Genomic DNA, 23,363 nt, shown 5'->3' with positions numbered 1-23,363 from the left:
CTTCTGTATCTGCTGTTGAATTAAACGAAATTAAGGAGTAATTAAAGAATCGAATTTGCCCAAGTTATCATAATTGTTTTCTCCGATATTGCTCCATTCGGATGGCTCATAAGAAAGCTTGTCACCTTGAACAGTATCCCTTTTTCTTGTCAAAGATTGAGTTGGTACAATAACTGCCGTATCCATGATTTCCCCTTTGTAATATAGCGTCAGCGTTACCGGCTCCGTATTTTCAGCCAGACCTAGAATCAGATAATAGTACTCTTCCTCTATAAAATTACTAAGCTCTTCTGCGAGAACCAACGTGCCTGTGGTGGGAATAATTGTGTCGGGATCTAACGTAATAGGCGTATCAGTATCGCTGCGTACAATTGTGATATCCCCTCCGTTAAGCGGTTTGGATGTAGGGTTATACAACTCAATTGCCTGATTGAACTCCTCACCCCAGACTACCTCAGAAATAAATAATCCCTTTCCTGCATCCGGGTCTTCCACTTTAACCGTAAATGTGGTCTCAGCTTCTTCACCATCAGGATCGGTAGCTTTGACCGTAACCGTAGCTGAACCAATAACGTTTTTGAAGCCCAATGTCAATGTTTCTCCTTGCACACTGGTATCTACTACATTGGAATCCGAAGATTCTGCTGTATACGTCAGAATGTCTCCATCTGAATCTTCGAACACACCATCCAGGCTTACCGTATCGCTAACCTTTCCCAAAGTTACATTCAACTTAGAAATCTGCCCTGCTACCGTGGGCTTATGATTAATAGCTACAGGAGCTTTGACCTCGACAGTGAACTCGCTCTTCACTTCTGCACCGATATTGTCCTTGGCAGTTACAGTCATCGTGGCAGATCCAACAGAATAGAAATTCAGTGACATCATATTGTCTGTAATATCAGCACTCGCAACTTGATTATCGGATGAAGTAACAACAAAGGTCAGTTCATCTCCGTCCGGGTCTGAGAAAATAGTTTTTAAATCTATTGGATCACTTGTAGTTCCCAATTGAATTTCAACAGTTTGCAATGTTTTCACCACTTCGGGAGCATGGTTTATTGGAGGTAGCGGCGTTACAATCGGTGGTATAACTGGCGGTATTGGTGGGGTTATAACAAACGGATTCACCAAATAGCTAAAGGATGTCGTTATACTTCCTCCCTTTCCGTCCGTAGCTTTCACCGTAACCGTCGTATTACCTAAAGCAACAGGCTGGATTCTCAATGTTGAACCCTGAATATCCACAGTAGCAATGTTATGATTGATTTCTGAAATCTCATAACTCAGTTCATCTTCATCCGCATCCGTAAAAACTGTGCTCAGATCAATCTCTTGTGCACCCTCTCCCCAAAACACACTTTTGTCGGGGATGGTCGATTGAATAACCGGAGGTTGATTAACGGGAGACGGAGGTACAATGACAACTGGCGGATTTGTTTCAGGTGTTGGCGTTGATGGGCCCGATGAGCCACCTGAATCTGAATTAGAGTTGCTAGTCCCCGTATTACTGGATGGTCTCGTTACAGTCGGTGTACTGCGGATGATCTGTGTTGATACCCCTCCTTTCGGAAGAATAACCTTGTCCGTTTTTACAGTCTCAGGCAATTGAATAACAGACTTCGCATCTTTCAGTTGTATCTGTTTCCATGTTCCACTTCCCTGAACGGTAACCTTATCAGTAGTATCTACGGTCACTGCCTCGATGTCCCCTTCGATGCTTACTACACTAACTCCAGATTTTAAGAAAACTTGGGACAATGTGTCGGCTCTCAAAATCACATGATCTGCCGAGACTGAAATCACGCCCTTATAAGATGAACCTTTCAGATCCAATGTCACTGGATCTTTAACTGTCCCTGCTTGAACAATCTGAATTTCCGACAAGGAAGATAGATTACGTGTTCGAGCATCATAAGTGATCACAGCGTTCTGTAATGCATCTTTATTCCCATCATTCAAAATACTTTGAAGCTCTTTACTAATTACAAAAGGACGTCCGTCGATGTAGGCAACATCTCCATCCAATTTAGTCAGAGAAGCTGTTCTCTCTCCCGTTTGAAAAACGTCTACTAGAATTCCAGCAATATCTTGCCGCTCCACCAAAGCCTTGGAATTGAAACTTCCTTCACTGGATTCCAACAATCCAAGCTTTAATGCTGTATGTACCTGCTCTTTGGCCCAACTACTCACCATGGATTCATCTGAAAGTGTCTGTTGTTGACCTCCCTTTATTCCTTGTGCTCCTGTAACTCTTACCAAGATGGAAGCGAGTTCTTCCCGTCGAATTGGATCGTTGGCACGGAAATTACCGGATGCGTCTCCAGTCATCCAGCCTACTTTTCGAATAGCATCAATATAAGGAGTGGCCCAGTCTGAATTATTCCGAACCAATTGCGATGGTTCTTCAAGTGTTAAATGGGCTGCTTTAGCCAGCAATACGGCCATTTCTCTTCGAGTCAAATGCTGCCTCGGATGAAAGGAGCCATCAGGATATCCCGCAATTAATCCTTGTTTTACCGCTTCCTGAACCGCTTGCAAGGAAGTGGAACGGATATCGGTTTGATCTGTGAAAACCGATGATATATGATTTGCTACTCCTCCCGTTTGATCGGCTGCGTTGACGATCTGATTTCCCCACAGCATGCCCACTACAATTGAAGTAAGTAGTAATTTTTTCCAATCTTGATTCATGCTTGTTCCTCCCCAAAAACTTCGTTTTCGGCACATAGTTTATCAAGATTTTCTGAACAAATTCTGAACAAAAAAACTAACATATTATCCAATTAAAAGGTGCTTACTAATAACCCCTTCACCCCCACTTCACTTAACATTGGATCAAAAAGTTAAATACAAAAAGAGATTGCCCATTGGATTGAAATAGGTGCAAATAAATTATTAAAAAAAAATAATATCAGTTCATATAATACGTATTCACGTGAAACTCACATTGCGCTTTCTTACATTCTTTTTCTGAAATCACGTGTATCTGCCTCAAAATTCGTTATAATGAAAAGAACTTGGTGAGATTTGTAAGTTTATGCAATTAATCAACTTAGCTATTGGAGGCGAATTATGGAAACGGAAGGTTTACGCAACGTAGAGAAGCTGGCGCTGAAGAAACACAAGATTTACAAACAAAGCTTGATCAGGTACCTTGCACGCTCCATGCTCGCCAGCATGTTTATCGGGTTTGGCGTCATCGTGGCGTTCAAGACGGGTAACTTCTTTTATATGGAGGATTCCCCTTTTACATACCCTATGGCTGCCCTCACGTTCGGCGCGGCAATTATTCTGATCGCCTATGGTGGCGGTGATTTGTTCACAGGAAATACGTTCTACTACACCTATGCCGCCTTACGCAAGAAACTGAAATGGTTCGAAGTGGTGAAGCTGTGGATTGCAAGTTACAGTGGAAATCTAATGGGTGCGGCGGTATTTGCCTTGTTAATCTACCTGACGGGTCTGTTCGATTCATCTCAGGTGAATGGTTTTCTGCTGAGTGTCGTAGAGCACAAGATGGAGGCTCCGGCCATGCAGCTTTTCTTCCGGGGCATTCTGTGTAACTGGCTCGTATGTCTGGCGTTCTTTGTGCCGATGTTCATGAAGGAGAATGGTGCGAAAATGTTCGCCATGATGCTCTTTGTCTTCTGTTTCTTCATCTCGGGATATGAGCATAGCGTCGCCAATATGTGTACGTTTGCGATTGCGCTGGTACTGAACCATCCGGGGACGATCTCATTCGGCGGGGTTATTCACAACCTGATTCCGGTCACGCTCGGCAATCTGGTGGGCGGCGTACTGTTGATGGGCTTCATGTATTATGCGGTGAACAAACCGTTTCTGGACGAAGAGACACACTAAGCTTTGTGCAAAAAAAGCCCCCTTACTGACCCGGTCACCTGACCTTGGCTGGACGGTAAGCCAAACCACAAACACCCGCGCAACCTTTCCATCCTGTGATGAAGGTTGCGCGGGTGTTTGTTTATGGGCAGGCTCACTATGTGCCTGCCCTCGGTTCTAACTGCCTTGTACCCGAATGAGGTTACAAGGCTTGGCTCCGTGGCTTAGTTATACTCACGCCACGGAATATATTCAATATCGTTGTCTCCACGTGTGACCACGATCATATTCTCGATTTTGCCTGTATCCTTGTTGGTACGGTAGATCATTGTACGCGTCTCGCCTTCCTCCGGCACGGAGAACAGGAACTTGTCCGCAACAAAGGAGGAACCCAATCCGGTGGCATGTTCTGTAAAGGCAGATCCACTCTTGCTAGTTAGCAGCAGGCCGATTCCATAAGCTGTAGCCGTTTGTGCTCCTTTGCCAAAGAGATGCTCCCCTTGACTGGTCGTATGGGTTTGTTCCCAATACTCGTATTTTTTCGTATCCTTGTTGTAATCCACGACATTACCCTGTTTATCCAGGCTGATGCTTGTCGTTTCACCCTTGTCGCTTTTCACCTGATACGTACCTACAATCGAATCTTCGGTAATCTTCACCGTCTTGCCTGTGTTCGGATCGGTTTGATAGATTTCGTCCTCATATTGAAGCCGAATAACGTTCATGCTGGCTTGAAGCTGGTTCGCCAGTTTCTCGTCACCCATTTCCTCGGCTTTCTTCAACATTTCCTCATAGTTTTTGTAATTCTCGGCGTCCTTCTTATCCCAATCCTCCATATTCTCCGGAGGACCGGACGTTTTGCCTGAGCCATCGCCTTTATGTTTACCGAGGGACGTAAGAGTCTGTGCCGCAGCCAAAGCCACCATAAGAGCCTTGTTCACAACATCTTCATCCGTGGTGCGGAAACGCTCCGCAATTTTCTTGAGTTCGGATTGGATGGACAAAACCAGCTCAAGGACAGACTTCATTGTAGCTTGGGCCGTTGCATAGTCATTATAAAAGCGCTCCCGCTCCATTCCGTCCCAATTGCTGCGCATGACACGGATCTGGCTGTCCAATGTGGACATAAACCCCGACAATTGCTGATGTGCCTGGGCGAATTGCCCACTGACTGTATCCAGTTGCTCCGGTGTTACCTTAATCTGTGTCATCCTGCACGCTCCTCTTCGTCATATTCCTCCTGTATCTTGGCACACCGATGATTATCTTGCAGCCTGATCTGCCTTGATCTCCAGATGCAGCAGCGGAAACGGATTACCGGAACCATCCAACTCGGAACGGCCTATTTGTACAAATCCCATTTTCTCGTAGAATCGGGCCGCTCCAGCATTCTGCTCATTGACATCCACCTTGAGGTGACGGCCTTTGATGTTAAGGGTATGGTTGATCAGAAGACGTCCCAGACCCTGTCCGTGCTGACTGACATCTACAAACAACATCTCAATAAAGTTATCATCCAAACCGATAAAACCGACAGGTTCATTGTCAGCATTCAGCGCTTCCCATACCTCAACTTGTCTTTGCTGCAACACATCGCTCACTACTTTTTTATAAAACTGGATGTGATGTTCTTCCAAAAACGTGTGTGTTGCCCGAACGGCCCTCTCCCAAATCTCGACCAACTTGTCATGATCCTGTTCACGATATGAAGCGATTAACATGTCCAATGTATTCTCCTTTTCCTTTTCCAAAATAACAATTATGTAACCATCCGATCCTGCGATTGGATTTGGTTAATACATCAATTTTTATATCATTCTACGCATATTTTACCATGCCCAACACTCAATCTGTACCCACCATTGCCAATCTTGAGTCAACTCACTGCTGATTCCTTACCAAAAAACAGAAAGTAAAAGACAGCCAAAGACACCTTGGACCGGTGCTTCAGCTGCCTGATAATCGATAGGTTCACTCAGCTTCGTCAAACTAATGCCACTTGGCTACGGCATCATCTCCATATTTCTAATTAATGCTGCAATTGTGCAAGGATTTGCGGATCCTTGATCTTCTTGTCTTCAGCCAATAACATCACTTTAGATAAAATCTCAGCCGTTCTCGGATCTTCATCAAGGAATGGCAAGAAGATCCTACCTCGATGCTGACTGTGCACAGGTACGATATGAAGCGCGCCCGTCGCCTGTTTGAACACATTGCCGCTGCCAAGATGAACGGCATACTCACCCAGTTCACCATCAATTCGAGCATAATTTCCATCGAGGCGTACGTTAGCGATCTTCAACAGACGCAGTGACTCATTTACAATCACATGACGCATCTCAATTGTGGTCAAGCTGGCTTCCGGATCTACTCCGCCAACATGCGCAACGCTAACCACCAAATCAATGTCACGCATAACTTCCGAGAAGAAGACTGGCGGTACATCTTTCAACGCGACAGGTTTATACGTCTTCCGATCATAGAACTGCACAGTCTCAAGGGTAGGCGCTTCTGTATCTGCGGGTGAGAACCAGTCTGCCATAGCATAGAGATTCGCAATCAGATTATGCTCATAACTTACCTTTTGCAGCCCTTCCTCATAGCTGACGGTCCATTGACGTCCTTTAAGCAGAGCAACTGCTTTTTTCGGTTGAATCTGATAACCTGCATACCGACGGGATACCGTTCCGTTAGCCAGCTCATCCTCATTCGGAAGATAGAGTTCACGGAACACCTGCTTGAATGGCTGGCGTTCCTGACGGTTGAACAGATCCCGTTGGAATTCACTCCAGCTTCCACTCTGGAACAGATGCAATGGATGCGCAATCAGTAGGCGATCCTGTTCCGTCAAGGCTTGAATCGAGCGTTCTGAATCATCCGAAGCCGGAGTAACCAGCCCGCCGGACGTTACATCGAAACGCCCCAGCTTGTCATCTGCTTGGAACACAAGCGTGCGAACCAGTGGACGAAGAACCGGATTCTGCAACAGGCTTGAAACTTCCTCACTCGTAAAGGATGTTCCTGCCGTCATGGATCGCTCCAATTCCTGTCTTGCCCGGCGATACTGATCAACCAGATCTGTTTTTAATTCCTTCAATTCGGCAATGTAACCATCTTTCTTGAACCGGGCAGGTACAGACTTGAGTGTTTTTCCTTTGCTTACGATGAGCAGTTCCGGCTGGCCTTCTTCATCAATCACCAATTGGGCTGTCGTAGCCTCATCCAGTTCATGGGGCTCAAAATAGGATTTCATCTCATCCAGCTTGCGAGCTTCCATATCCCACATCAGCCGGGTAACATCGGCATATCCCGCATTACGGGCAAGGTTGCCCAGCGCAATCTGGGATACCAGACCCTCACTGGCACGACGCTGTGCGCCAAACTGCTTGCTCTGCATCAGAAACTTCTGAATGAAGTCGTACCGCTCACGCAGATCTTGTTCCCGATCTTCTGCAAACGGAATCAGGCTGTAGGTTAACAAATGATCCTTATTGCGTTTATCTTCCACGGACTGACGCATGTCTTCTAATTTCAGCTTTCCAAGTGCCGCATCCGCGAACAACTGTGATCTGCGGTGATTGGCTCCCCCGGAAATATATTTGGCGCAATCGTACAACAGACTGAACCGTTCCTCACCGACGGCTTCATATGCCTCCTCGAACCAGGCGATATCAAATGCACCTTCGTTAAAGTCCTGAGGCGAAATTGGAGAATAATGCGCCACAATGGTTTCCTTTTCAGCAGTGAACCTTTCATTGATATGCGCATGGAAGTACCAGGCTGCACTGCGCAGTCCTTCCCATCCGAGATGCTTCGCAACAATCTCCATCCATTGCGGTGCGTACATTGCGGCTTCCAGGAGCTTCTTCTCCTGGATTGGATGCTTCGCCAGCAATTGTCCCAACAGAACTTCGTCCTCTCCATCACGTGGATGGCAAACCTGGATCAGATGGCTGAACGTTTCTTTACGTGTCGTATTGTCACCATAGCTGTAGATATATCCACGGACAAAGGTATCCTGATCCATGGCAGCAACGAGATGCACCCAATGCTCCATACCTTCAATGCGTTCAAGCTTCATTGCCAGTGTACTTACTTCTGTCGAGAGCTCCCCTCGGGTCAACTCAATCTCCAAAATTCGTTCAACAACTGTTCTTCTCAGTTCTGCCAATACCGGTTTCTCCGTAATCCAGTCGGACCGACTGGATGTCAACTCCCGAATAAACAGGGCACGGGATTCTCCTACAAGCAGCTGCTTGTAGACTTCCTGTGCATCAATGAAGCCCAGTTCGTATGCACGCAGGTAATCGTGCAGAGTGAGGAAGGAGCCTCGGTTACTATCCTTATTTAATCGGTCGAATTGGCTTAGCGTCTGGAAGTATCGCATGAAACTGTTATCGTCATATACACGATCCCGGACAATATAGAACCATGGGCCAGACAAGAGAGCGAGCATGCCCGATTCCTTTTCCATTTGTTCCTCAGGCATCATTTTCATCAACGCATACAATGTCCGCTCAGTGATTTCAAATGTATCTGACTTATCACTGTCCTCATATACGGCCTCAATCAGTGTTTTCACCTGATCTGCGTAACGAAGCTCACTGACCATCTTTTTCATGTCCTGGATATACTGAACCGGATAGACCTCCTCGGCAAATTCCTTGCGCCATCCTTCCAGCAGCCAGTGTTTCTCCAATTCACTATATTCGTATATGTTGGAATAGTAACGGTAATAACTATCCAGCTTCTTGTTCAGATCCTCCAAACGAATCACAAACAAAATTTGCAGCAGTTCTTTACTATCCAGGCCACTCTTCTGAACATATTCTCCCCATATGTCATGGAGAGGGAACTGCTCCAATAATGCTATATCTTGCCGCTGATCATAAGGAATGAAGACTATGGCACGCAATGTCGCACCTACAAGCAAGGTTTCTTTGTAACCGGCATAATATTCTGCCTCATATTCATGGTCTCTGTGCTCATGTAACAACGCATCCAAACCATCAAGAAACTGCTTCGCTTTTTCCAGGGAAAGGGTAAACATGTCCTTCGGCTTGAAGCCGCCGAGATCACGTTCTTCCTGAAGCAATGGATTTTCCCATGAGGGATCATACAAACCGAATCCATTAGCCGCCGTATACCTGCTGCTCTGCTCTGTAAGCTTGTCCAGCAGCTTCTGCTCCTTGGCTGTTGGTGTCTTGATTAACGCTATGATTGGCTGCATCTGCTCCTGCTGCTCCATGCGTTGGGGATCTGCGGAGATCTCGGTCAACAGTTCCAGCGCACCCAATCGCTGCAGTTCAGTTTTGGATTGTACAAGTCGTTTCAGGGATACCATCAGCTGATCTGTTGGCTGAAGCAGTAACACCTGAATGGTCTTCTGACGCAAAGATCCCGTTTTCAGTTTGAGCAACGCCTCCATTTGCAGCATCTCTTCGAGCGTAAGCGTCAGCAGCTTGGCTTTGAGCAGAGCATTCTCGCGATTGTTCATGCTCTTATCCGACAGACTGTCAAAAATAAACTGTCTTTGTACTTCGTTCTCGGGATGATGGACAAATTGGGACAACAATTCTCCTCGCAAATCCGGGCTTAGTTTGTCCTTGAGTGCAATGACCTCGCCAATCCATTCCGGGTCCATGTCATACGCAGCAAGGTACAGCATTTTTTTCACTACATCATCCGGATCGATCCGATATTGAACAAATTCAAGAACACCGGATGGTCCACCTGTCCCTCCCTGCGGAATGTAGGCCAGCATTTGTTTAAACAGATCAAAGTCACGACGACGCACGGCTTTATCTTCAAAAAGAGGCAGCGGCCAAACGTGAACAGTGCGTTGATTCTCCCCATTTTCAAAGCTCCAGTTAAACATGTACATGGCATCATAATTCTCAATCACCCAATGCAGCAACTCCAGATCCTGTACCTCAAGATACTGACGTGCCATGTTTAAGCGCAGCCCTCTGTTCTGACTGTTAGCAAGTACGTATTGTGCAACAATCTGCTGATATACTTGCCCGTGATCCATGATCTGGATGATTTTTCGCTCCAACTCATTCTCTTCGATGACTGCCGTTGCCCAGAGACTGATAAATAATTGGTTTGCGTTGGCGCTTTGCTGCCATTCTTCTCGCACCGCAGGATCAGTCAATGCCTGATGTGCTTGTGTAATTAATTGCGCAGCAACACGCTGATTCGCCGCTTCAATGCCGATGCCTGTCCATACAGCGAGCGCTCTCACCACCGAACTGAACCGAATCAGGTTGTTGTCGATGATTATTTTTAATATGTATATATACGCCTCAAGCGTTCCTTCATCCATCCGTTCCACAATGCTCTGGCGCAAACCCTCCTGCAGTCTGGCTGCTACCAGCAATTCCCCAACCATTTGATAAGCATCCACCTGACTGCTCATGAAGATACCCTTGATCATTTCATTGGTCAGCAATGCATTCTGATTGTCGCCATAAATAATATCATGCAGCGCCTGCTTCATATCCCCGGTTTCATGATCCAGTTCAAAGGCAATGCAATCCGGTATAACGGCTCTAACCTCATGAAGATAATCAAACTTGTACTCCCGCATGGATACATATTCGTTCAGAGAAAAGTCATGCATCTCCATACGGAACAAGGCAATCATTTTACGAAGAACCTGTCCTATATGCTGTTCGGGATCGGTCGTACGAAATGGTCTGCGCTCATAATGTTTGCTATAAGGAAAATTCACGGCACGTTCTGCAATGTAACGAAATCGAGCCAGGAAGGATCCACTGACCAGTTGCTCCAGCACATCCAGCAATGGACGGAACAATGGAGTTTTCGTCTCAGCGGACATACCTTGCAATTGCTGCACTGCATCCAAATAGGCCTTTTCGTCTTCGCGCAAATAGGTGAATCCAGCCATCTCTGCAACATAGCCTGCGAGTTCCTGCTCCACACCCTTCAGCGATTTCACTTTTTCCTGCAACTCTTGTTGATACTGTTGAACTTTATCTTCCTGATTCATTCCCTTCTCCTCCTCGTCACTCTCTACCACATACGTCCGGCAAGCATTGTAAAGCGGATAAACACCACATTATCGTCTTCCTGTATAATCAACGGCTCATCCAATGCCTGCAACTCTTCATCATTGAGAAACACCTTAAATAATCCATCTTCATATGCGGTTACAGCTGTATCCATGGCGCCTTCTACATCAGGAACCCCTTCGTTATAGATCGTGCCAAAGCCTACTTTTCCTGCTGCTCCCTGCTCTTGAATGTCCTCGGGCATCAGGTAGGCAAGCCATTCTGGTTCATTTTTCTTTTCCTGAAGAGCCTTGAGCTGCTCAGACACCATGTTCTTAATAAGCTTTCTCAGCGTATCGGTTGTTTCCGGAAGTTCGGCAGCTTGTTTGGCAAGTGCCGGCTTGCGTTTACCCAGACTTTTCACGGTAATCCATACGTTCACTGCTTTACCTCCTATGTATAGCTTTATGTTTGAAGAAGCCTCTATCAGCCCTTATATCTATACCACCATGAAAAATGGACCAAACTTAAACTTCGGCCTATTTCGTTATCCATTCAAATATACGTACATATGTGCCCCTATTGAATATTCTAACGAATATCCCGACCATATTCATGGGCCATTTCTCATGTTTACATGCAACCAGCGAACTAATGACCTATATTGCACTTTCGCAGCCGGAACAGCCTTCCATAGCAAATAAAAAGAGAACAGTGCGCCTTCAGGCATTCACTGCTCTCTGTAAGTTTACGATGAATATTTCTTCAAAATAATGACCGCATTATGACCACCGAAGCCAAATGAGTTGGACATGCCAATCTTCAGGTCAGCTTCTCTTGCAACGTTGGGTACATAATCGAGATCACATTCCGGATCGCTCTTCTCTTGATTGATTGTAGGTGGAATGATGCCGCTACGCAAGCTTTGAATGAGCGATATAGCTTCCGCACCACCAGCCGCCCCCAGCATATGTCCGGTCATCGATTTGTTTGCTGTTACCGGAATATGATAGGCTTCCGCACCAAACAGCTGCTTGATTGCTCGTGTCTCGGAAAGATCACCCGCTTCCGTACTGGTAGCATGAGCATTAATGACATCAATCTCATGTGGCTGAAGCTGTGCATCCGCCAGAGCGGCTTTCATGGCCAAGTATGCACCACGTCCTTCGGGATGGGTTGCTACCATATGATACGCGTCTGAACTGGCACCATAACCTACGATCTCTGCAAGGATATTTGCACCTCTCGCAAGGGCGTGGGACAAAGACTCTACAACCAAGACCCCGGCACCCTCAGCCATGACAAAACCATCTCTGCCTGCATCAAATGGTCGACTCGCTCCTTCGTAAGCTTCGTTTTGTGTAGATAGCGCCGTCGCATTGCCGAAGCTTGCCAGTGATACTTCGGTAACAGCTGCCTCCGTCCCTCCAGCAAAAATCACATCTGCTCCTCCGTGACGGATCAGCCGGAAAGCCTCACCTATGGCGGTGTTGCCGATCGAACAGGCTGTCACTGGCGAGAGAGTAGGTCCCCAACAGCCAAATCTCATGCTCACCATAGCCGCCGCCATATTGGATATCATCATGGGCACCAGTGTTGGACTTACTCTTGCAGGCCCACGTTCAGACAGGAGTTTGCCTTGTTCCATCAGGGTCTGGATTCCGCCGATGCCGGAACCGATATACACGCCAACGCGCTCCCTGTCCACATGCTCCATATCGAGACCGGAGTCAGATAAAGCCTGATCTGCTGCCGCAACAGCAAATTGCACGAACCGGTCCATACGCCGTGCTTCCTTCCGTCCAAACCGTTCTTCTCCGTCAAAATCACGGACCACCCCTGCTATCTTCGTTTTATAGGACGTTGTATCAAACGCTTCAATTGGCGAAACTCCTGATTTGCCTTCCACCAATCCATTCCAAAATGGTTGCACATCATTTCCCAAAGGAGAGATAATCCCCATTCCTGTAATAACAACACGCTCCATAATGCATCCTCCTTTAGTGCTCTTTCCATACTTGTTTAGTTAAGTTATGCACTTATATTGCCATTCGTATTATCCTATTACAAGTTGTCAATTATAATAGTATAATGACTACCATGATAAACTCAGGAACGAAGGTGATGGAATGAACCATGATGTCAGGCTGCAGGCACTGTCCGCTTTTCTGAAAAACCAGCGCTCCAAAATCTCGCCAGAATCTGTCGGATTACCCGCAGGCTCCCGGCGAAGAACGCCTGGATTAAGAAGAGAAGAAGTATCCCAATTGGCAGGTGTGAGCACCACATGGTACACCTGGCTTGAACAGGGTCGAGATATTCAGGTATCTCATTCCGTATTGGATAACATCGCCTCAGCTCTCAGGCTGACAGCGGATGAACGGAAGTATTTGTTTTCCCTTGGTCTGGATTACCATTCGGAACTTCATATCCTGGATGAGAAGCCACTCCAAATTCATCCCTCTTTGCAAAAAATATTGCAGGAACTTCGCAATTGTCCCACAATCATCTCAGACCGACGCTGCCACATTGTGGGCTGGAATGACGCAGCGCGGCATGTGTTTATGGACTTTGAACAGATTCCGGCTGAACAGCGGAACATGATCAGCTTGTTGTTTGAACGAAAAGAATTTCGAAGACTGGCCGTCAATTGGGAGGATTTTGTCAGCGGATTCCTGGCTATTTTCCGTGCTTATTATGGTCAATATGTCGATGATGAATGGTACAACTTGTTTTTGGATGACATGATGGACAGATATCCCGATTTTCAACCCCTTTGGAAACAAAGCAGTGTTAGCAGCGCCCCGGACGTGTTGATTGAATTTAGACATTCCAAAGCTGGCAAAATGCTTTTTGATCTTACCTCACTTCAGGTTCAGGGAAATGCCGATTTGCGGTGCAGCATCTACACGCCTGCAACAGACACGGCTACAGAGCGTAAATTGATCCGCCTCATGGAGCCAAAGGTAGAACCTGACTCTGACAAAAGCTGATGCAGACCTTCTTCCTTTATTCCGTAATACAAGGTAACAAAAAAAGACCCAGGCGATGAGGCCTGGGTCTTCATGTTTGTCTTGAAAGCTATCTGTACCATCATTACAGTTGCAGATTAACCGATGTTATTTAAAAGCCGGGATTGCAATATCTGCATACTTCTCTTCAAAGAAGGCTTTCACTTCTGGACCTGCCATACGCTTTGCCAGCTTCTGAATGGCTTCCGAATCCTTGTTATCTTCCCGGGCAACCAAGGTAATGGCAAAATGGGAATCATCCTTCTCAGTGAACAGCGCATCCTTCTTCGGTGTAAGTCCAAGCGGACTCGCATAAGCTGGTGTCATGGCAACCAGATCCGCATCATCCAACATACGGGCGAGCATCAACAGGTCCACTTCCTCGAACTTGAAGTTTTTCGTGTTTTCCGTGATGTCTGCTTGCGTTGCATTGAAACCGACGCCTTCTTTCAGCTTGATCAGGCCGTTCTGCTCCATCATCACCAGCGAGCGTCCAATGTTGGACGGATCGTTTGCAATCGCTACCGTTGCACCTTCAGGCAATTCTTCAATGGATTTATACTTCTTGGAATATGCTCCGTAGATGGCATTGTAGATCGGTTGAACAGCCACCAAGTTAGCGTTATTTGCTTCATTGTACTGATTCATGTAAGGTACGTGCTGGAAGAAGTTTGCGTCTACTTCTTTGTTCGCCAGTGCAGTATTCGGTTGAACGTTATCGGAAAGTACAACAACTTCCAGATTAACGCCATCTTCTTTGAGCAATGGCTTCACAATATCCAGCACATCCGTCATTGGCGGAATCAAAGTAGCTACTTTCAACGTCACTTCTTGTCCGGCTTGAGTGCCTTCCTTATTTCCTTCCGCCGCAGGTGTTTCTTCTTTTTTGCCGCATCCGGCTGCTACCAGCGTCACTGCCAGCAGCATGAGCATTAGTTTTGCTTTCATCTGATATAAACCCCTTCATCATGTAATCTGTATTGTTCATGCTGTAATTCAATCTTTCTGCAATGCTTGTCCTTCTTCAGGATCTGCGATCGAGCCAGCGGGACAGTCTGCTGCCAGTAAATTGGATCATCTGTACCAGGATAATCATAATGATAATCGTAAATACCATAATCTCCGTCTCGAATCGCTGATAACCGTAACGAATCGCAAAATCACCAACACCGCCACCACCGACAATACCCATGACCGTAGAGTAAGAGATAAAGCTAATGGTTGCCGTAGTTAAGCCGAGTACAAGACTTGAGCGAGCCTCCACATACAGGAATTTCACCACAAGCTGTATGGTCGATGCACCCATAGAAGAAGCAGCTTCAACCACCCCTTTCGGGACATCAAGCAATGCCTGTTCTACCAGTCTGGCGTAATAAGCAATGGCGATGACCGAGAGCGGCACGGTTGCCGCGAGCGTCCCGATGGATGTTCCAACAATCAGACGTGTGAACGGAATCATAAATACGACTAGCAACAGAAACGGGAAGGAACGAATGATGTTGACCAGACTTCCCAGAATCGTGAAGAGAGGTCTATTCTGATAACGTTGCCCTTTTCTGAACAGATACAGCAGTGTACCCAGAGGCAACCCGATTAACACGGCTGCCGTGATGGAGATCCCCACCATTACAAACGTCTCTCCGATGGCCTGCCAAATTTCATGCTGATACTTCACAACGGACTCAGGTATCATCGTTATGGTCCTCCTGACCGCCATGAAGAGGGGTCTTTCGTCCGCTCATGGATACATCTTCGCCCATCAACAAGGATGTTAGAAGATCAGGCTTCGGTGCCGGTATGCTGCGTACTTCCGCTTCCGACAGCGTTTTGATGATCCGTCCCTCTTTCATCACCGATATCCGGTTGCAGAGCTTTCGGGCAACCTCCATCTCATGTGTAACGAGTACAATAGTTACCCCCAGCGTTTCATTGACATGACGCAACACATCCAGAATTCCACTCGTGGTCTGTGGATCAAGCGAAGATGTTGGTTCATCACAGAGCAGCACATCCGGGCGGCTGGCTAGTGCTCTGGCAATGGCCACACGCTGCTTTTGCCCTCCACTTAACTGTGCAGGATACTGGTTGGCCTTATCTTCAAGTCCGACAAATCTCAACACTTCAAGTCCCCGTGCAACCCGCTCGGTACGGGAAACGCCAGCGAGTTCCAGAGGCATGTAGACATTGCCACTTACGGTCCGATTGCTGACCAGATTGAAATGCTGAAAAATCATGCCAATGGACCTCCGTGCCTGACGCAAACTATTCTCACTCATCCGGGTCAGATACTGCCCATTCACAATGACTTCACCGTCATCCGGCTTCTCCAATCCATTGAGCATGCGCAGAAGCGTGGACTTCCCTGCACCGCTGGAGCCGATAATGCCGTGGATCTCTCCAGGGCCTACTTCTAGGGAAACCGAGCTTAACGCTTCGAATCCCTGATCTTCACGGGACCCACGCTCGTTATAACGCTTGCTTACCCCGTATAATGAAATCATGGGAGATTCCTCCTGCGATTAATCGTACATGGTCCTTCAAGAACACATGAAGAAAGCCCGCACAGCCGATAACCGGAGCGCGAGCAATCCTGTTTATTTATAATAAATCATCATCCCACATGAAACAAGCTTTAACGTGAGATATCTGTGTGCAAATCATTTGCATCATATATACTAAACCGTCCGTTGGACGACCCAATATAGACTTCATTTCCAAATCGATTCATGGTTCCATTCTTCGCATCCCGATCCCGGTGCTCCGGTGTGCCCATCACAACATCATGCACACGGCCAATCAAGGTACCGTTATTTTTATCCATAACCAGTAGATCCTCTCCCATCGGCAGCAAAAGCTGATCTTCAATCACCACGTAACTCCCCTGATTGGTAGGGTATCGAAGTGACGAAATCGTGTTTTGTGTATTCCAACGTGTCTCTCCTGTATCATATGCAAGGGCTGCCGGATAACCGTTTTTGACTACATATAATTGATCGTCCTCCACAAATCCTCGTTCGATCTTGCCCTTTTGCGTCCAACGTTTTGTGCCGCTCTTGGCATCGTACAGGGTGGTTGTGAAATCTGCGTACTCACCGTATATATCCCCTTTCTTGTTTTCACGAATTAGCAGCTTGCCGTCGCTCAGCACCTCAAATTGCTGTCCATTCCGAGCAGGGAATTGTGCAAGCTTCTTGCCAGTATTCAGATCAAGCAACGCCCACTGATCTCTCAACAACATCCAGCGTTCTGGCTGAGTTGACGCAAAGGGATCAAGACGGTATATCCCATCAAAGTATGGATTGTTCTCAGGATGATCCACAGTCGGTTTACCAACCTTGATGCTCCATACGGTTCGGCCAGACTGAGGATCCGCTGCGACCAGTTGGTTTTTCTCCGAATACATCACATAAGGGTCATCTGAACCTTTGTTTAACAGTTGATATCCTGTACTAAGTTTTCTTGTCCATAATGTTTTTCCATTTGCACTGTCCAACACCGTTAACCAGCTATTACTTGAGCCTTCGACAACTGGACTACTTACAACAACTACATTCTTTGCGGCAGTGATGCCGTTCAATCTGAATTTTTGCTTGGGAGTATACTCCCATACGACATCACCGCTCTTCAATTGGAGGTGGCGTATGCGATCTACGTATTCTTTTTTGTCAGGGTCATAATCGGTGTAGAGGGTAACATATTGGCGTCCCGCATCCACCTCTGCCTGCTGTCTTCCAAACCCACCATTGATCCCCCATAATTTCTTACCGGAATGTCGGTCAAGAGCATATATGGAACCTTCGTAGTAGCCCCCGCTAAATCCACCGTCATCCCCTTTCATCAGGAGCACATCATCTGTAGCTGCTTCTAAAAAGGTGTAGTTAATATCCCCCTGATTGGTCCATACCGAGTTCCAGGGTAAGGTGGCAGGCAGCATTGTGCCATAGATTTTAGTCGTGAACGGATAGTCATCTGAACCACCAAATTCCCAATTAGACACTACACCGTTTCGATTATCCTGGGATATATTCCAGCGCGCTCGGACCAGCCTGCCGTTCTCGTTAAATGTCACGAGAAAATGAGCATCTGCTCGTTCGTACCGCCAGGTCTTTCCTATGTTCATGGCATAACCCGTATCGTTTAAATTGCCGGAATGCTCTTGCCAATCGGGTTCGCCAAGCCACTGCGCCACCTGTTTCGAGGTCGTTTTTGAATTCAGCACAATATCTGTCAAATGACGTATAGTGGACGTCGGCATCCCCAATGGTTTACTGAACCAGCCATCCGCTACCTTGGTATGCTGTGCTACATCCTGTGCCTTAACCCAAAGCAATGCAGGACGATAGGTGGACGATTCCTTACTCCAGACGCGCGGGGCAATCGACACGCCGTACCAATCCTTCGTCGCTGCAACAATCAACGCCTGATCTTTCAGAAATGCCCCTGAAGACCAGGTTGCCTGACTTCCGGGAAACAGGTACAGCTTGCTGCCCGATCGCATTGTAAACGTTTGTGGAATTGTTTTCGTCAAGCTGCGGCTTTCTTTGGAGGTATACCAACCAGGTATCCAGAATTCAGTGTAATCGCTGCCTTTTAGTTTGATCCATTCCCCGCGAACAGCGTCTATTTGCAGGCTTCCTTGGGCGGAGCTATACCCGTTTATGTCCATCAGATCAGGGGAAACACTGCTCTCGACCACACCACTGTAAATAGGTACACCTTCAGCTACCGTCACCTTATCCCCCTTTTTATAATTAAGCTTCACCGATTGCATTTGCATAACTGAAATGGAACCTTGTCCTTCAACCGCCCTGGCATGGTTATTCAGCAACAGTCCCCCCGTGACCAGCACAGCTACGATACCAGCAATTATATTCCATGGGTAGCCCGTCCCTTTCCTTTTACGCCCGGTCTTCACGTCAGTCCACTCCAATCATTTGAAGTTATTTCCATTAAGGACGTTTTGAACAATGAAAAGTTACTGTTACTCCCAAATATATTTACAAGGTACGAAATAATTACAGGTCTCACCTTATCTTACATCCACAAGCGTTGAATGATATGGGATTGTGGTTCCCAATATATAAGCAGCGGTTAACATGATGATAAAATACCCCACAAACCATACATCCGCTCGGGAATATCCGATCTGAACGTAATAGGTACGGCTCCCGCCTTCCTTGAATCCTTTCGCTTCCATCGCCACCGCCATACGCTGTGCACGGCGAATACTCTGTGCAAGTAGTGGAATAGCATATCGTTTCAGTGTGCCGTATACATTCCAGCGGGAGCCGTGCTGCCTCGTTCCCCGAATGCGGATGGCATACCGCAGCGTCTGGAATTCATCCAGCAAAATCGGAATCATACGCATCGCCGCCAGGAAACTATAAGCATACTTAGGTGGGAGCCTCCACTGCTGCATGAGGGAATAAAAGAGACGAACAGGCTTGGTCGTCAGGCCGAACAACAATCCAGCTGCCGCCATACTTAGGGAACGAAAGCCCAGGTGCAGCCCGCGATAGAAGCTCTCTTCGGTAATATGAATCAATCCCCACTGAAACCAGGTGGTCTCGCCTTTACCAAACATGATCATCCCTGTGGAAGTTGATATAAATACCAGAATGAACGGAGACGCATACAGCAATAATCTGGGCCATGGGTGACCCGTCCAACCAAGCAGTAAAAGCATGACAACTGCCACATTCGCCATTACATTCAGGTTGTGAACAAGGATGACGAAGACAAACAGCAGTGTCAGGAAAATCATTTTCAACCCCGGATTCACCGCGTGAAGCCAGGTCTCACGATGAGGAAACGAGAGCTGCATCCGTTAACCTCCCCTCATCCACCGTCCAGATCCTGTTGCAATAACGTTTCACGATTTCATGATCATGCGTAACCATCACGATGGCTGTCCCTTCACGCCGCAACCGCTCCAGCTGGGATAACATGGAAAAGGTATTCCGCGCATCCTGTCCAAAGGTAGGTTCATCCAATAACAAAATACGCTGTTCCCGTACCAGAGCTGATGCTACACTCAGCCGTCGTTTCTGTCCCATCGACAATTGATATGGGTGCCTACCGGACAGCTCATTCAGTCCGAATTGCTCCAACATATGATCGGTTCGGATACCTCTTTCTTCGGCAGTTAGCTTTCCGCTCAGCAAGGAAAATCCCACTTCATCACGGACTGAATTTGTCACGAATTGAAATTCAGGATTCTGGAATACAAAGGCAATGCGATCTGCAAGCTGCTCGGTTTTTCCAGCCGATTGTCCTTCCACAACATATTGACCTGTCGTTTTTAGAATATTCATCATGGACAGCAATAATGAACTTTTACCTGCCCCGTTAGCCCCGACAATCCCCACCCAATCTCCGTTCCATACCTTGGCCTGCTCCACCTGAATGAATGGCGTTTTTCCGCGCCATCCGGTGAATTGCTGCATTTCCAGGGCTGGTTGGATCAGTGCAGAGGTTTCCCCCTCCTTATAATCTATACTTTCAGTTTCTGTTGCACCGTAACGACTATCCTCTCCTGAGACCCATGCCTGTGCCTTCGATTGGCCTCGTTCTTCCCAGACCCCTGGATACCAGATCCCGTATTCCCTGAGCATATTCCGCTCATCTGTAAACACCTGATTCGCCGGGCCATCTGCCACAATCTTTCCTTCAGGCGACAATACGATGATTCGGTCTACCCACTCGACGATTTCATTAATTTTATGTTCTACGATAATGAGTGTTTTGTCCTGTGCAATCTGTTTCACCGTTTCCCACACCTGAGAGGTTCCTTCATCATCCAGCAGTGCCGTTGGTTCATCCAAAAAGAGTACGTCTGGCTCCATGGCCAGAATCGAAGCCATCGCAAGACGCTGCTTCATACCCTGAGACATCGATTGAATGAGTGTTCGATTATGTTCAAAGCATAACCCAACCTGTTCCAGGTATTGATGGATAAGGGTAGGCATCTGCTCGCGTGGAATATTCCGGTTCTCCAATACAAAAGCAATCTCTTCATCCGTATATGACATACAGAACTGGGTATCCGGATCTTGAAAAACAATGCCGGGCTGCTCAGGCACCCGAATGTCATCACATTTCATCGGAATCTCCACAGATCGCGGAATCAGACCGCTCAGAATTTGCAGCAAGGTTGATTTGCCAGATCCGCTTGGACCAAGCAACAATACTTTCTCCCCTTGACGCACAGAGAGAGACAAGCCTTGAAACACCAAGGCCTTCTCTCCCGGGAACTTGCATCTTAGATTCGTAACACCTACCGCTTGCACATTCTCCACTTCATTCATCTAGTCCAGCGCCTCGTAATCCTGCTTCGACACCGGTCTAAGGGATCGTGTTACACCTGTAAGCTCCAGCGCTTTGGCAAGGTAATAGGCGAATACACCTGCAATCAGAATACTGCCAATGAAGCGGAACCCGATAAACAGTGTATAGTTCCAAGCCGAGAGGGAATCAATGTACCCGTACTGATAATCCAGTACAAGTGAAGCTGCCGCTGCACCAATAGCCGCAAGGCAGGTGACGAACAGATTGCTTTTCCGATACAGAAATGCGGCGAAGAAGATCTCTGCACCCAGCCCTTGCAACAGTCCATACACCAGTGTCGACATGCCCCACTCACTTCCGAGAAAAGCACTCACCGTGGATGCCGCTACTTCAGCCAGAATGGCTACACCCGGCTTACGAATGATTACAAAGGCAAAGGTTCCCGCCATAAACCACATGCCATAAATCATCTGCTCCGCATGAACGCCGAATGGCTTCATCAGATCATATGTAGGTCCCCATATTTTGTAGATCACCCCGAAGACCACCGCAATCACAATCGTTACCAAAATATCGGTTAACTTCAATCTGTTGCTGCCTACTGCTGTTGACATGTTCTCTACTTCCTTCCTCTGTTTCCCTGGATTTATAAAATAAACAATAAAACAAACAAAAAAGCCTCCCCGGTTTCCAGGCAGGCCATACGCACAGTTTACAATCTCACGATGCTGCGCATTAGGCAGATATAGAGAAAGAAGAAAACAAACGACACCATTCCCGTCACATCAGAAAAATCCTGCTGCACCCAAGAAACGCTGACATTTATGTTCTATCCCTATCGCTTACCATTGCACATCGCAAATTCATGTTCTCTACGCTGGCATTACCCAGATCAGATTTACGGTCAGCGGCACAAGGCCGCTCTCTCAGCCCAACTTCATTGAGCTCCCGGTTCACTTATTTCATTGCTTCTACTGTACAACACATGGGTATTTGTGACAATCCCGGAAAAATCATTACGCTGTATTTTGGGTAAATCAGAGAAGACATTCTGTGGTGTACTTTACAATACTATGCAACATTTGGATCAAGTAGTCCGTTTGGTATACAAGAAGGGAGATTGATAATGATGAAACAAACCAATACTGCCTGGCAGCAAAAAAAGTGGAAAATGATCCTTGCCGCTTCGATTCTCACCGCGGGTACGGCACCCGCACTGCTGTCATCCACTGTCGCGGAAGCAGCAACAACACACAAACCGACAGCGTATATTAACAATGTACAAGCTCAATATGATGTGGTTATAAAGCAGGGTATAACGTACGTAGCATTGACTGAACTTCAATTCCTCGGGGACTATACGTTTGGCTACAATAACAAAACAAAACAGATTAGCATCAGCACAGACAGCGACAAATATGTTCTTATACCCAACAGCAAAACAATGAAGAAAAACGGTCAGAATGCGACGTTGTCGTCCGCTCCCATTCTGGTGAATGGCAAAGCCATGCTTCCGCTCCGTGCCATTGGCGAAGCCTTTGGCGCACAGGTTCGCTGGAACCAGACGGCCAAGGAGGCCTACATCTACACCACGGATGCTGCGGTGGTCAAAGACTACAGCAGTGCTGATCTGACTGTGGCGCGTGAAGCTGCGCTGCATTTGCCACACTTCTCTGAACTGGGACAAGCACGCCTGGAGATTCGCAACCCTCTGGGTCCAGTGGATTCATCCATTCAATACATTTTTGAACAAGGCAAAAAGGAAAGTTTCTTCATTGTTGAAGATAACGATCTGATCAGCTATTACACGATTAAAAATGAAAACGCCCTGCTGAAATGGCAGGCCAATATCGGTAAAGATGCCGGAACTATCGGTGACCTGTTTTTTATCAAAACCAAACCCGTTGCTGAAGCAGGGACTCGCCCTTCCGTCAAGGGTCAAACCCTCGTATCATTTAAGTATTCTCGTATGCTTGAAGAGACTTCCTACGAGATCATGAACAAGTCCGGCTCCATCCATGCGGGCTCCATTGCCCCTGAGAAAGGTAAAGTGATCGTTGAAGTTCCGGAAGAAAAGTAAATTGGAATGCCCGCCCAGGCTTTAGAGACCTTTGTATCGGCGCAGGTGGGCAAATGATGCTTCTTCTGAATGCAACACCAAAAGGGATGTCCCCTACGTGATGAATAAACATAACGGGGGACATCC

At 47.0% G+C, this 23,363-nt stretch carries 16 protein-coding genes and 1 riboswitch; of the genes, 3 read left to right on the top strand and 13 right to left on the bottom strand.

The window, feature by feature from the left end; translation table 11 throughout:
* Positions 1-30: 30 nt before the first annotated feature.
* A complete protein-coding gene (locus MKY42_RS04815) occupies positions 31-2,694 on the bottom strand; it encodes an S-layer homology domain-containing protein (RefSeq protein WP_339849100.1) in 2,664 nt (887 codons plus the stop codon).
* Between the two features lie 381 nt (positions 2,695-3,075).
* Between MKY42_RS04815 and MKY42_RS04810 the strand changes: the two genes are divergently transcribed.
* Positions 3,076-3,864: a formate/nitrite transporter family protein gene (locus MKY42_RS04810; protein WP_053784134.1), complete on the top strand. Its 789-nt coding sequence runs from the start codon at positions 3,076-3,078 to the stop codon at positions 3,862-3,864.
* Positions 3,865-4,067: 203 nt separating this feature from the next.
* On the opposite strand, the gene MKY42_RS04805 is transcribed toward MKY42_RS04810, so the two are convergent.
* The 5 genes from MKY42_RS04805 to fabF form a co-directional block, all read right to left on the bottom strand.
* The gene (locus tag MKY42_RS04805) at positions 4,068-5,054 is read right to left on the bottom strand and encodes a WXG100 family type VII secretion target (RefSeq protein WP_339849093.1); all 987 of its coding nucleotides are present in this window, start codon (positions 5,052-5,054) and stop codon (positions 4,068-4,070) included.
* 51 nt (positions 5,055-5,105) lie between these two features.
* Entirely contained in the window at positions 5,106-5,570 is a 465-nt protein-coding gene (locus MKY42_RS04800) for an acetyltransferase (RefSeq protein ID WP_339852721.1), read from the bottom strand.
* Positions 5,571-5,872: 302 nt separating this feature from the next.
* Positions 5,873-10,858, bottom strand: a complete 4,986-nt coding sequence (locus tag MKY42_RS04795) for a DUF4132 domain-containing protein (RefSeq protein WP_339849090.1) — start codon at positions 10,856-10,858, stop codon at positions 5,873-5,875.
* Between the two features lie 23 nt (positions 10,859-10,881).
* Entirely contained in the window at positions 10,882-11,301 is a 420-nt protein-coding gene (locus tag MKY42_RS04790) for a hypothetical protein (RefSeq protein WP_339849087.1), read from the bottom strand.
* 306 nt (positions 11,302-11,607) lie between these two features.
* Positions 11,608-12,846: a beta-ketoacyl-ACP synthase II gene (gene fabF, locus MKY42_RS04785; RefSeq protein ID WP_339849084.1), complete on the bottom strand. Its 1,239-nt coding sequence runs from the start codon at positions 12,844-12,846 to the stop codon at positions 11,608-11,610.
* Positions 12,847-12,988: 142 nt separating this feature from the next.
* On the opposite strand from fabF, the gene MKY42_RS04780 reads away from it, so the two are divergent.
* On the top strand, positions 12,989-13,852 hold the full coding sequence (locus MKY42_RS04780) for a helix-turn-helix transcriptional regulator (protein ID WP_099855384.1): 864 nt from the start codon (positions 12,989-12,991) through the stop codon (positions 13,850-13,852).
* Between the two features lie 126 nt (positions 13,853-13,978).
* Here the strand turns inward: MKY42_RS04780 and MKY42_RS04775 are convergent, their stop codons facing one another.
* The 7 genes from MKY42_RS04775 to MKY42_RS04745 all read right to left on the bottom strand — a co-directional run bounded on the left by MKY42_RS04775 (position 13,979) and on the right by MKY42_RS04745 (position 21,771).
* Positions 13,979-14,818, bottom strand: coding sequence for a MetQ/NlpA family ABC transporter substrate-binding protein (locus tag MKY42_RS04775; protein WP_339849075.1), 840 nt, complete (start codon positions 14,816-14,818; stop codon positions 13,979-13,981).
* Between the two features lie 76 nt (positions 14,819-14,894).
* The gene (locus MKY42_RS04770) at positions 14,895-15,563 is read right to left on the bottom strand and encodes a methionine ABC transporter permease (RefSeq protein ID WP_339849073.1); all 669 of its coding nucleotides are present in this window, start codon (positions 15,561-15,563) and stop codon (positions 14,895-14,897) included.
* Entirely contained in the window at positions 15,553-16,371 is an 819-nt protein-coding gene (locus MKY42_RS04765; protein ID WP_339849071.1) for a methionine ABC transporter ATP-binding protein, read from the bottom strand. The genes MKY42_RS04770 and MKY42_RS04765 overlap by 11 nt, the downstream gene beginning before the upstream one ends.
* A 131-nt stretch (positions 16,372-16,502) precedes the next feature.
* The gene (locus tag MKY42_RS04760) at positions 16,503-18,785 is read right to left on the bottom strand and encodes a PQQ-binding-like beta-propeller repeat protein (RefSeq protein ID WP_339849069.1); all 2,283 of its coding nucleotides are present in this window, start codon (positions 18,783-18,785) and stop codon (positions 16,503-16,505) included.
* 114 nt (positions 18,786-18,899) lie between these two features.
* On the bottom strand, positions 18,900-19,694 hold the full coding sequence (locus MKY42_RS04755) for an energy-coupling factor transporter transmembrane component T (RefSeq protein WP_090893490.1): 795 nt from the start codon (positions 19,692-19,694) through the stop codon (positions 18,900-18,902).
* Positions 19,669-21,177 (bottom strand): ABC transporter ATP-binding protein, encoded by a 1,509-nt coding sequence (locus MKY42_RS04750; RefSeq protein ID WP_339849066.1) that lies wholly within the window; start codon positions 21,175-21,177, stop codon positions 19,669-19,671. The genes MKY42_RS04755 and MKY42_RS04750 overlap by 26 nt, the downstream gene beginning before the upstream one ends.
* Entirely contained in the window at positions 21,178-21,771 is a 594-nt protein-coding gene (locus MKY42_RS04745; protein ID WP_053784146.1) for an ECF transporter S component, read from the bottom strand. It abuts the gene before it with no gap.
* Between the two features lie 238 nt (positions 21,772-22,009).
* A riboswitch (TPP riboswitch) is annotated at positions 22,010-22,120 on the bottom strand.
* Positions 22,121-22,283: 163 nt separating this feature from the next.
* Here MKY42_RS04745 and MKY42_RS04740 point away from each other — a divergent pair.
* Positions 22,284-23,237, top strand: a complete 954-nt coding sequence (locus MKY42_RS04740) for a copper amine oxidase N-terminal domain-containing protein (RefSeq protein ID WP_339849057.1) — start codon at positions 22,284-22,286, stop codon at positions 23,235-23,237.
* The last annotated feature ends 126 nt before the right edge of the window (positions 23,238-23,363 follow it).

This window comes from Paenibacillus sp. FSL W7-1088 (genome assembly GCF_037969855.1).
In the GTDB taxonomy this organism is placed as follows: domain Bacteria; phylum Bacillota; class Bacilli; order Paenibacillales; family Paenibacillaceae; genus Paenibacillus.
Note: the sequence above shows the minus strand (reverse complement) of the source record. Positions and strands in the feature narration are given on the sequence as shown.

Excerpts from the sequence above, each read along its gene's own strand:
- MKY42_RS04815 (WP_339849100.1), bottom strand. The coding sequence starts at position 2,694 with ATGAATCAAGATTGGAAAAAATTACTACTTACTTCAATTGTAGTGGGC.
- MKY42_RS04810 (WP_053784134.1), top strand. The coding sequence starts at position 3,076 with ATGGAAACGGAAGGTTTACGCAACGTAGAGAAGCTGGCGCTGAAGAAA.
- MKY42_RS04805 (WP_339849093.1), bottom strand. The coding sequence starts at position 5,054 with ATGACACAGATTAAGGTAACACCGGAGCAACTGGATACAGTCAGTGGG.
- MKY42_RS04795 (WP_339849090.1), bottom strand. The coding sequence starts at position 10,858 with ATGAATCAGGAAGATAAAGTTCAACAGTATCAACAAGAGTTGCAGGAA.
- fabF (WP_339849084.1), bottom strand. The coding sequence starts at position 12,846 with ATGGAGCGTGTTGTTATTACAGGAATGGGGATTATCTCTCCTTTGGGA.
- MKY42_RS04780 (WP_099855384.1), top strand. The coding sequence starts at position 12,989 with ATGAACCATGATGTCAGGCTGCAGGCACTGTCCGCTTTTCTGAAAAAC.
- MKY42_RS04775 (WP_339849075.1), bottom strand. The coding sequence starts at position 14,818 with ATGAAAGCAAAACTAATGCTCATGCTGCTGGCAGTGACGCTGGTAGCA.
- MKY42_RS04770 (WP_339849073.1), bottom strand. The coding sequence starts at position 15,563 with ATGATACCTGAGTCCGTTGTGAAGTATCAGCATGAAATTTGGCAGGCC.
- MKY42_RS04765 (WP_339849071.1), bottom strand. The coding sequence starts at position 16,371 with ATGATTTCATTATACGGGGTAAGCAAGCGTTATAACGAGCGTGGGTCC.
- MKY42_RS04755 (WP_090893490.1), bottom strand. The coding sequence starts at position 19,694 with ATGCAGCTCTCGTTTCCTCATCGTGAGACCTGGCTTCACGCGGTGAAT.
- MKY42_RS04750 (WP_339849066.1), bottom strand. The coding sequence starts at position 21,177 with ATGAATGAAGTGGAGAATGTGCAAGCGGTAGGTGTTACGAATCTAAGA.
- MKY42_RS04745 (WP_053784146.1), bottom strand. The coding sequence starts at position 21,771 with ATGTCAACAGCAGTAGGCAGCAACAGATTGAAGTTAACCGATATTTTG.
- MKY42_RS04740 (WP_339849057.1), top strand. The coding sequence starts at position 22,284 with ATGATGAAACAAACCAATACTGCCTGGCAGCAAAAAAAGTGGAAAATG.